Annotated in this window: 6 protein-coding genes and 1 pseudogene; all 7 read right to left on the bottom strand. The window is 68.4% G+C overall.

Annotated features, from left to right (window positions below; translation table 11 throughout):
- Positions 1-718 precede the first annotated feature (718 nt).
- A complete protein-coding gene (locus ACFYMO_RS30605) occupies positions 719-1258 on the bottom strand; it encodes a hypothetical protein (protein ID WP_366771732.1) in 540 nt (179 codons plus the stop codon).
- Positions 1236-3107, bottom strand: a complete 1872-nt coding sequence (locus ACFYMO_RS30600) for an alpha/beta hydrolase (protein ID WP_388550475.1) — start codon at positions 3105-3107, stop codon at positions 1236-1238. Before ACFYMO_RS30600 ends, ACFYMO_RS30605 begins: the two co-directional genes overlap by 23 nt.
- 5 nt (positions 3108-3112) lie before the next feature.
- Complete coding sequence (locus ACFYMO_RS30595; protein ID WP_388550473.1) at positions 3113-3574, bottom strand: hypothetical protein; 462 nt, start codon at positions 3572-3574, stop codon at positions 3113-3115.
- Positions 3575-3864: 290 nt separating this feature from the next.
- Positions 3865-5239, bottom strand: a pseudogene (locus ACFYMO_RS30590) (IS1380 family transposase).
- Between the two features lie 60 nt (positions 5240-5299).
- Positions 5300-6295: a sensor histidine kinase gene (locus ACFYMO_RS30585; RefSeq protein WP_388550470.1), complete on the bottom strand. Its 996-nt coding sequence runs from the start codon at positions 6293-6295 to the stop codon at positions 5300-5302.
- Positions 6296-6448: 153 nt separating this feature from the next.
- Positions 6449-7699: a geranylgeranyl reductase family protein gene (locus ACFYMO_RS30580; RefSeq protein ID WP_366771780.1), complete on the bottom strand. Its 1251-nt coding sequence runs from the start codon at positions 7697-7699 to the stop codon at positions 6449-6451.
- Positions 7700-7882: 183 nt separating this feature from the next.
- Complete coding sequence (locus ACFYMO_RS30575; protein ID WP_388550467.1) at positions 7883-10216, bottom strand: hypothetical protein; 2334 nt, start codon at positions 10214-10216, stop codon at positions 7883-7885.
- Between the last annotated feature and the right edge of the window lie 549 nt (positions 10217-10765).

The following is a 10765-nucleotide window of genomic DNA, read 5'->3' as shown; positions in this document are numbered from 1 at the left end:
TCAGCCCGCCTCCCTGTGGATACCGCATGCCATGGTCATACCGCAGGAAGCGACAGCCCGTCACCATACGACTCCACCAGTTCAACCTCAGTAACTCGTGGAGCACGCGCACTCCGAGAGGCAGGAGGGTGTGCCTCCTCCGCCCAGGGTGGGCTGTGTGTCCCAGGTGCGGACTTCTGCGTCACCGCGTCATCTGCGTCATTCACGCGGCTGACTGCGGTGTGGGGTGACGCAGGGATCCGCGTGCGTCCCCGGTGTGTCATCGGCTGCGTCATGAGGTGACGCGGATGGCACACGATGACGCAGCCGCTGCCGGTCTGCGTCTACGTCACCTCTGTCCTGGCAGCTCGCGAGGAGTTTCGAAGCCTGGGCGACGCAGGGGACGCAACGTTCTCCCCTTGGAGGTCGTCTCACTGGGGCTGACAGGCAGCCGGTTAGCCGCGCTGTGGGGATTGCGGGGCGCGTGGTGCCGGACGATTCCTGGAAGGCGTTCCAGCGAGTGGTACGCGGCCACCTTGCCTGGCGGCAGCTATCCTCCTCGTTTGCGCCTTCCGGCCCGAAGGTGCACCGCAGGTTCGCCGAGCGGTCGAAAGCTCGGGTGTGGGCCAAGATCCAGCGTGTGGTGATCGATGAGCCGGGCGGACGCGGAAGCAGGACCGGACGCGCTGTGCGATCGGCCGGTGAACAGGTACGGCCTCAACGTGAGGTTTGGAAAAGCTCAGTATTCACCTGTTACATCCTGCCCATCGGGAACCTTGAAACAGGAGGACCCGAGACTGACATGGATCATCGACGGGTCCTCGCTCTCCTTCGGCTCCTCCAAGAGTTCGATCTGCACGGAGAACTTCATCTTCGGGTAATCGGCCTTCAATGTCAGATTCTTAGCGGGACTGCCATTCGGTCCATATTTCGTGATTTTCCAACCCTGCTTAGGGAGTTCTTCTTTGAGTCGCTTCATGGCTTCTTTCATGTCAGCCACGGGAACCCCGTAGACGCTCCACGGATGACCAACAGTGAAGTACTTGGAGGAGTCCCGATCCCCGCACACGCCAACACCTGGTCCGCTCTCTGTAGTCTTCCCTCGAAGATCGATGACGTCGAGCACCTGACTGGAAAGCTTCTTTGCGTCAGCTCGCACGTCATCGACATCTCGCACCGAAGGCTCGTCGCCATCTCCCATTCCGGAACACCCTGTACCCGCGATAATCAATGGCACTGCCAGCAGCGCCAGCCCTCTAATCGACTTCAACATCATCATACTTTCCAACCACAACCCTAGCCTGATTGATCAGGCTCTGGGACGGCATACCTTGGGGGCCCGTGTCCCAATAGCCGCTGTGCGTTGACGTGTCGACCTTCATGCGTTTAGCGCCGAATGCTTCATCGCTGGGAACATTCTGCCCATACTCAGCACCGATCGGCACTCCATTCCGGGTATCCACCTTCCACTCCCAGCCGCCCAGTCCGGCGAATTTTCCGCCGGCCGGAACATAGTCGAAACCTTTGACCCCCTGATCTGCGCCAACAGCTTCGGACCAGACATGCTCCTTCCCCGTATCAAGATCGCCTGCATTCGGCACGAGCATGCCCGGACTGCCAACCGCAACGATGTCGTCAGCTGCCAGATCTCCCGTCTTGGACGCCTGCCCGACAACAGTGCTGCCATAACTATGGCCCACTACAGTCGTGTGGCTGGCCTCCGCACCCCCTTGAGCGGTTTCAAGACCATCGAGATAGCGATTGAGCTCCGGCGCACCATCTTCGGCCCAGCCCTTTTGAGTAGCTTCGGGAACAATGGTCTGCGGTGCATCATAGCCGAGCCAGGTAATAGTTGATATATCCTTTCCAGGGGCCTCCGCCTGACTCGCCCGCCACAGCCCGGTCATTCTCTTGATGTCCCCATCGATCGATTCCAGCTTCGATGTCGTCCCCGGCACATAAACCGCTGTATGGTCAGCAGTGTCCGGATTGCCGTTGGCGATGATCGCGCGACCTTTACCTTCGGCGCTGAACCCGAGAAGGTAGGCTGGCGGCAAGCCATCTCTCCCAGTGGCTTCGAAACGCGCCTCAATGGCCCGCATACCTTTGAGGGAGCCGTCCAACTGGTCACGCCTTTCGTGCCACTTCTTCCAGCTGTCCGACACGACCAGTGCCTGGTTGTTCCCGTGGTCCTCCCATACATACTTCTCCGGCTCAGGTGGAAGAGCGGATCTCTGCAGGGAGTACTGGGCCTTTGCCTCGGCCAGCACCGTCCGATTGGCCTCGTCCCTGGCTTCGGCAGGCAGGCCCTCCATCGCACCGATGGCTGCGGGGTGGAGGGCGATGTAGTCGTCGCGCTCTTCTTTGGACAGCTTCTTCCACCACGCGGCGTTCTCTTCAGGTGACCCCTTCCCGGGGAGCTTCAGGTAATCTGCTGCCCCTTTGCGGATACGACGCATGTCATTCTTGACGTCGCCCCAGTCCTTACGGGAGACATGAAGATCGTCATCAGCTTTGAGGGCGCGCAGCTTCGGAGCCCACTTGTCGTCCGCTTCAGTGGCTTCTTTCAGCGACTCTGCGATGCGATTAGCAATATCAACTGCTTTTCCATGGTTCGGGTTGGGATTCGCATTGGCTGTCTGCCGTTCGATGGAGTCCGCGAGCTTGTTGGCATCAGCCGCCGGATCGATAGGCTTCCCTGTGGAGTGCCCTTTTGCTGTTCCCCTTGTTGTACCTCCTTCGGGTCTCTTTCCGTCAACCTCGTCCCCTCCCGGAGGGTACGTTACGGAGCCGTCGGAGTTCACGGTGAAGTGGGCAGAACGCGCATCTTCCTCGGCTGTATCGAACTTCTTCTTGGCAGCCCGTAGTTCAGCCGTCAACGCGTTGAGAGCGGCACATATGATTCCACACTCGGCCTGCACGTAATGGAAGTTGCTTCCGAGTCCTCGGAGTTCCTTGATGGCGGTTTGGGCAGCCTCGCCATCGAGGGACTTCCCCATGGCTCCAACGATCTGCTCGGTAACGCGCTCCTTGGCCTCATCTGCCATTTTCCCAATCGCATGGTACCCGTCGGCCGCCTGCGCAATCTGTTCGGTATCCAGTTCACGCATCGTTGCGACATCGACCACCAGACTCACCGCCCGTTGCGCTGCTCACTATGGCTTTTGGAGGTCTCGTCGTCCGGTGGTTCCACTTTCGTGCGCATCTCCCGGAAAGCCTCTTCTGCTTCCGCGTCGCTCTTGTATTGATTGTTTCCTGCTTTCTCCAGCTTTCCACCGAGCTCGCCGCATCTACGACTCACCGCTTCGACATACACCTGCCACGAAGCATGGAGTTCGCGCTGTGCCGACGCACATTCCAGACCACCGATCGCACCGTGCGACCCCGTTCCTCTCTGCCCGGCCTCAAACTCCTTCATCGCTTTCCGGATCCCACTTCGGAGCTTGCCGACCCCTTCGCCGGCACTGGTCCACGCTTTCCGGGAGGACTTCAGGCCACCAACGGAACCCTTTCCTCCATCTCCCGCTCCGGCCAACTGCATCCTGGCCTCGACATCCCTCTTGAGACCAGTCCACTCGTCATCAAAAGCACTCATTATCCCCCCAGCTTTGTCCGTGTTGCATGAAGTTCTGGACGCCCGCAGAGCGACCTGTAAGGATACAACCGCGTAGAGCAACCAGATGCCAACGGCCCAACTCGGGCTCCAAAATGACCGGTCATTAGCCTCGATCTTTCGTGACGGTCCGTCGGTTTCTTCGGCGGGCCGTTTCGGTTGTTCGGGGTCGGTGGTGGGCACGCTGATGGCCCGGCTGTCGCGTCGGGTGGGCGCCGGGTTCCACGGCTCCGGTCGGGGTGGTGCTGGTTGCAGGGACGGGAACGCGCTGGTCAGCCGGGGTTCGGGAGAGTTTCGAACCGCGCCAGGGCGTCGGTGATCACGTCGGTCCAGGGCCAGTGGCGTGCGAATCTCAGGTGCCGGCGGCGGGCGGTGGTGATGATCTGGGCGGCGGCGGAGAAAAGCCGGAGCCGGAGACGGCGGGGTTCCCACCTGCGGGTTTTGCCGGTCAGGGCGAGCATGGGCATCCAGGCCAGCAGGTCCAGGGCGAGCTGGACGATCTCCAGCCAGATCTGGTTCTGTGCGGTGTCGTGCAGGGGCAGGTTGCGCAGGCCGGTCGCCCGTGCGGCCCGGATGCGGTCCTCGGCTCGGGCCCGCTGACGGTGCCGCAGCTCCAGCGCCGCAATCGCCATGTCGCTGGTGTTGGTGGCGAAGCAGGTCAGCCGCAGTCCGTCAGCGTCGGTGATCCGCAACTGGGCGCCAGGGTGGGACCGTTCCTTGCGGACGATCAGCCGCATTCCCTTCGGCCAGCCCTTCAGGCAGTCGCCGGTGATCTCGGCGACCCATGCCCCGTCCCGGATCTCGCCGCCGGGCTCGATCGCTGCTGTCCAGGCGGTGGCGGGGACCTTGAGTACGGCTTGGTGAATCTGCTCGGTGATGATCATGCCGACCGAGTACGACAGCCACCGTCCGCGCTGGGCGAGCCAGGCCGTGAACTCATGTGTTCCGCCCCAGGAGTCGGTACGAATCAGCGTCCGGCGTCCGCGCCGGTACTTCTTCGGCAGTTGCGCCAGGGCGAGTTGGGCCGTGGTGATGTGGTCGGCGGCGGTGTTGCTGCCCGCGTTGCCGGGCCTGAGCAGGCCGGCCACCGGTTCCCCGCTCCCGCCGCTTCCGTGATCGACGAACCCCATCAGCGGGTGGTGTCCGAAAGTCTTCTTCCAGGTCGCGGTGGCGTCCTGCTTCTCGGAGTGGGCCAGCACGAGCACCCCGTCCAGGTCCACGATCACCTCCCCTGAGGCGTCCGGGGCCGCATGCTTTGCCACGTTCCAGACGTGCTCGCGTGCTGCGGCCCGCGCGGTCCGTATCGCGGAGAGAGCCTTCGGCCCAGCCTCGGCAAGAGTGTCGATGAGGCGGGAGACCGTCGGATCGGAGGCCACAGGGCCGAAGACGTCCGGCTCGGCCCGCAGCATCGCGACGTCCGCGAGGCAGTCCCCGCAGCGCGACCGCCAGAACCACGTCCAGCAGGATCTTGCCCGGATCGTGCACCGCACGCTGCTTCCGCCACGGCGCCAGCGTCCTCGACATCGCCTGATCCAGCCCGGCCTTGCGGACGGTCTCGACCAGCAGCACAGCCCCGGCCTGGGACACCACCGCATGACCATAGCCCTCGACGCGGACACGCGGGTACGACCCGATACGCTTCTTCACCTGAGAAGTGCTTCTTTCCTTGCAGCCAACAGGACCCTAGACAAGTCCCATCGTTGCAGGTCAGGGGCACTTCTCGCTTTTTCGGCCAAGCATCGGACAGCCACCGTGGTGAAAGCGCGAGGCTAGCTCCCCCAGGGTGGGCTGCGGGGCTTCCGGCGCGCCGGAAGCCCCGCAGTCCGACACTCGGATGACCCCGAGCACCCGGCGCAGCTCGGCGAGTGCCGCGACCGCGTTCTCGCGGATGGTGGCGAGGGAGGCGGCCAGCTCGGGCGGGATGCTCTCCACACGGTAGGGCGCCGCCTCCGCCTGGATGGCGACGACGGACATGTGGTGGGCGACCACGTCGTGCAGCTCACGGGCGATGGTGGTGCGCTCCTCCAGCACGGTGCGCTTCGATCTCTCGGCGAGGGAGGCGTCGTGACTGGCCGCGGCCCGGGCACGCATGTCGTACCAGGCTCGTGCGAAGACCGCGCCGATCAGCACGAGAGCCGCCCAGAGCGAGAACGCGGCGAGGTTGCTCCGCTCAAGGTCATGGGCAAGCGCCGCCGATGCCGCTCCCACGGCGACGGTGCACAGCCACAGCACGGCCGCGACCACCGGATGGCTGCGCAGGGCGACCAGTACCATCACGGTCAGATGTGAGATGAACACCGGCTCCGGAAACGGCAGCGGGTCGGTGACCAGTCGGGGGACCGTCACCACGACGATTCCCCCCAGCGACAGCCACCAGGCCGCGATCGGCCGGAACAGGGTCAGCACCAGGGGTCCGGCTGTCGCCAGCATCAGCAGTACACCGCGCAGCGTGTCCCGCTGGGCGTAGTCGTACGGGTCCCAGCACAGTGACCAGTTCAACCAGACCAGTACAGCCGCGGAAGCACCGATCGCCAGCTGCGGCAGCCGGCTCACCATGCTCCGCACCCGTTCGGACAGCATGCCCGCGACGGGTCCGGCGACGGGAAGCGGGGGCAGCCTCCGCGCCGCGAGAGCTCCGGCGAACAATTCCCGATGCAGGGCGTACAGGCCGCCCTGGAACGTCTTGTACCTCGTCTCAGTCACACCGGGACCGTACGGCGCGGGACCCCGTCCGCACGTCCGCCCGGGTACGGATATCGCCGCCTCCGCCTCAGGTACGACACACGCACCCGCACCGGGCGGCCCTCGTCGGGGCGCGCCCGGTGCGGGAGGGGCGGACAGGGGTCGAAAGCCCGGTCAGGCGCGCGGGGTCACCTTCGCCAGGCCGTTGATGATGCGGTCCATGGCGTCGCCACCGGTGGGATCGGTGAGGTTGGCGAGCATCTTGAGGGTGAAGCGCATCAGCACGGGGTGCGAGAGGCCGCGCTCGGTGGCCAGCTTCATCACCTTCGGGTTGCCGATGAGCTTCACGAAGGCGCGGCCCATCGTGTAATAGCCGCCGTAGGTGTCCTTGAGGACCTTCGGGTAGCGCCGCAGGGCCAGCTCGCGCTGGGCCCGGGTGGCCCGCGCGTGGGCCTGCACGATGGTCTCGGCGGCGATCGCGCCGGACTCCATGGCGTAGGCGATGCCCTCCCCGTTGAACGGGTTCACCAGCCCGCCGGCGTCCCCGACCAGCAGCAGGCCGCGGGTGTAGTGCGGCTGGCGGTTGAACGCCATGGGGAGGGCGGCGCCGCGGATCGGGCCCGTCATGTTCTCCGGGGTGTAGCCCCACTCCTCGGGCATCGAGGCGCACCACGCCTTGAGGACCTCGCGCCAGTCCAGCTCCTTGAACGCGGCGGAGGTGTTCAGCACGCCGAGCCCGACGTTGGAGGTGCCGTCACCCATGCCGAAGATCCAGCCGTAGCCGGGCAGCAGCCGGTCCTCGGCGCCCCGCCGGTCCCACAGCTCAAGCCAGGACTCCAGATAGTCGTCGTCGTGCCGGGGCGAGGTGAAGTAGGTCCGCACGGCGACGCCCATCGGCCGGTCCTCACGGCGGTGCAGGCCCATCTTCAGCGACAGCCGGGTGGAGTTGCCGTCCGCCGCCACCACGATCGGCGCGTGGAAGGTGACGGGCGTCTTCTCCTCGCCCAGCTTGGCGTGCACACCGGTGAGGTGCCCGGTGCGCTCGTCCACGATCGGCTCGGTGACGTTGCAGCGCTCGTACAGGCGTGCGCCCGCCTTCTCCGCCTGCCGGGCGAGCTGCTCGTCGAAGTCGTCCCGCCTGCGGACCAGCCCGTAGTCCGGGTAGCTGGCCAGCTCGGGCCAGGGAAGCTGCAGCCGGTGGCCGCCGCCGATGATGCGGAGCCCCTTGTTGCGCAGCCAGCCGGCCTCCTCGGAGATGTCGATGCCCATGGCCACGAGCTGCTTGGTGGCACGCGGGGTGAGCCCGTCACCGCACACCTTCTCGCGGGGGAACGCCGTCTTCTCCAGCAGCAGCACGTCGAGTCCGCTGCGGGCGAGGTGGTAGGCGGTCGTGGCGCCCGCGGGCCCGGCGCCGACGACGATCACATCGGCGGACCGCTCGGAGGCGGCCGCCTCCGGCCGGGACCGCGCCTTGGACTCGGAGTGCGCCTGGGGTTGGGGGTCGGCCACGAGGACTCCCGCATGCTGGCTGGTTGGCTGACCGCGCCAGTCTATGCGGCGCGGGCGGGGCCGCCTCGGCGCGGTCCCACCCGCGGCCCCGCCCGCACCTCAGGCGCCGTTCTCGTCCCAGGTGCGCAGTGCGGTGCTGAAGACCTGCTCGCGGCCCGGATCCCAGGTGTCGTAGCCGCTCTCGGCGTAGATGCTGTACTCGGTGCCGTCCTCGGCCACGTACGCCTGGTCGACGGCGTGCACGGTGCGGCCCGTGTCGTCGGAGGTGTAGACGAACTCCCAGCGGGCGCCGGGCCGTCCCCGGAAGGTGTTCGCGGTCAGCTCCAGCCGCCGGTAGCCGTCGCGCTTGGCGGCGCCCTTCTCCAGGGTGCGGAAGTTCTCGTACGAGGTCTGGCCCGTGTTGCGGATGACGCCGATGCGCAGGTAGTCGTCGCTGCCCGGTGCCTCGTAGTCGACCTGGGTGCCCTTCACCGCACGCTGCCAGCCCTCCCGCACCCCGACGGAGAACCCCTCCGGATCGTCGGCCCTGGTGAACCCCTCGGGCAGCGAGGTGCTCTGCGGGGAACCGGGAGTTCCGCCCTCCCCGCCCTCTTCGCCTTCCACGGCATCGGCGCCGGATGCGCTTGCCGAGGGGGTGGGTTCGGGCGCCGGGCTGCCGGCGTCGTCGGGGCGCGGCGAGGCGGACGGGGACGACTTCTCCCCGGCCGCCGACTTCTCGGCTGCCGCGGTGCCGTCGCCGTCCTTCCCGTCGCCGCCCGCCAGATGGAGGATGCCCCCGGTCGCGGCGCCCACGACGAGGAACGCCGCCAGGACCAGGCCCGCCCAGGTGAGGCCGCGGCGGCGCTGCGGCGGCGGGACCGGACCGCCGCCGCCCGGGACGGGACCGGCGAGGGTGTCGCCCGCGGGGTACCCGCCGACCGGCGCGCCCTGCTGCGGGCCGGCGTACGGAGGCGGCCACGGCGCTCCGGCCGGGGCGCCGTACGGGGCGCCGTACGGGGCGTGGTGGGCGCCCGGGCCGCCTCCGCGGCCGAAGCGGGCGCGCAGGAACGGGACCAGCAGCGCGCCGCCGTAGGACCACAGCAGCGCGAACAGCAGCAGTTCGGCGATGCCTGCGCCGACCTCGGCGCTGGAGGCGACGGACTCACCGGTGCCCACGTCGTTGCCGAAGCCGTCGGCGGAGTCGTTGCCGTAACCGTCCCCGAGACCGCCGCCACCGAGGCCGCCGCCACCGAGGCCGCCGCCACCGAGGCCGCCGTCGCCGAGGCCACCGCCGCCCGCGGTGCCGGACGCCTGGTGGAAGCGGGCCTCGAAGCCCATCCCGGCCACCGCGACGACCAGCAGCAGGCCCAGCACGAAGAACCCGGCAGCCAGCAGCTGCTCGCCGCGTCGGGCGCTGCGCCGGGCGACCAGGGTGCCCAGCAGCAGCGCGCAGGCCAGCCCGCCGGCCAGGGCACCCACCACCGCCCAGCCGCCGGCGAGGTCGCTCAGCTCTCCGTATCCCAGCGACTCGCGGCCCCTGTTCCAACTGCCGAAGTCCCACCGCACGTCGAGCGGCGCGCCCCAGGCCAGCGCGAGGCCGAGCGCGCCGACGTTGGGCAGCATGACCAGCAGTCCCCACACGTCATCGGCGGTGATCTCGTCCGCGGAGGCGAGCAGGACGACGAGCATGACGACGGAGGCCAGCGCGAGCACGCACACCAGCGCGAGCCCCGCCGTCCGCAACGCGCCCACCACGATGCGCACTCCGGGGCCTGCGGCCGCCACGGCGCCGGTCCCGGCGCGGGTCAGCACGAGCGCCGCCACCAGGGTGGAGAGCAGAAACGCCCACAACAGGGTGAGCCCCGGCGCGGAGTTCAGTTCGAGGCCCTCGTACGACGGGGCCGCGTACAGCCCCAGGAGCAGTCCGCCGACTCCGCACAACACGCCGATCCGCAGCGCCGCCTCCAGCCCGGCCGACGGCCCGGCCGGGATCGCCCGGCGGCTCGTGACACGGGCCGCGACGGCGAGCGCGCCGATCCACAGCACGGTGGCCAGCAGCGGCAGTCCGGAGACCTCGACGGCGCCGACCACGCGTTCGCCCCCGACGTCGGCGGTGCCGTCGGAGGAGAGTCCGAACCCGCCGCCGATGCCCCGCAGCAGTGCGGCCAGCGCGACCCGCATCCGGGTGCCCCAGCCGATGTCGAGGTCGTCGAGGTCGTCGTCGGACCAGAGACCGAGCGCGCAGGCGGCCACCAGCAGCAGCCCCAGCGGCCAGGCGGCGACCCGCAGCGCCGCGGCCCAGTCGCCCTTGACGGTCCGCGCCAGGAACAGTCCGAGCGGCGTCGGTCCGCCGGGCGCGCCCGGCGGGGGCGGCGGCTGCGGCGGCTGCGGGGGCTGCGGCGCCCAGGCCGCCGCGGCGGACGGCGGCGGGCCGGGCGGAGCGGTCGGCGGCACGGCCTGCGTGGCTGTCGGCGGCACACTCGGCGGCGCGGGCTGGGCTGGCAGGGAGGTCCGGGTCGGGATGTAGCCCGACGGGTCGGGTGGGGTGGGTGGAGCCCCCGGGGCAGGCGTGGTCCCGGGGGTAGGCACGGGCCCCGGGGCAGGCGGAGTCCCGGGGGCGGGCAGGGTCCCGGGGGCAGGCGGAGCCGCAGGAGCCGACGGAGCGCCGGGGACAGCCGAGACGTCAGCAGCGGGCGCAGCACGCGACTCAGACGGGGACTCAGAAAGTGGTGCGCTGCTCGACGCAGACGCCGCATCAGAAGCAGACGTCACATCAGGAGCAGCCGGACCACCGGGAGTTTCCGGCTCTGCGGGCCGCCCGGACTCTGGCGATCCCGGCTCCCCCGGGACCGTCGGGGCCTCGGGCGGGGTGGCCGGTGCCGTGGGGGCGCCGCAGGACATGCAGAAGCGGGCCTCGGCGGGAGAGGCCGTGCCGCACTGCGGACAGCGCTGCGGGGACGGCGGAGGGGACGGCATGGCGCGCTCCGGTGGGTTCGGCGGGAC

Source organism: Streptomyces sp. NPDC007025 (assembly GCF_042869455.1).
GTDB lineage: Bacteria > Actinomycetota > Actinomycetes > Streptomycetales > Streptomycetaceae > Streptomyces.
The sequence above is the reverse complement of the archived record's forward strand: the minus strand, read 5'-3'. Positions and strand labels throughout refer to the sequence as shown.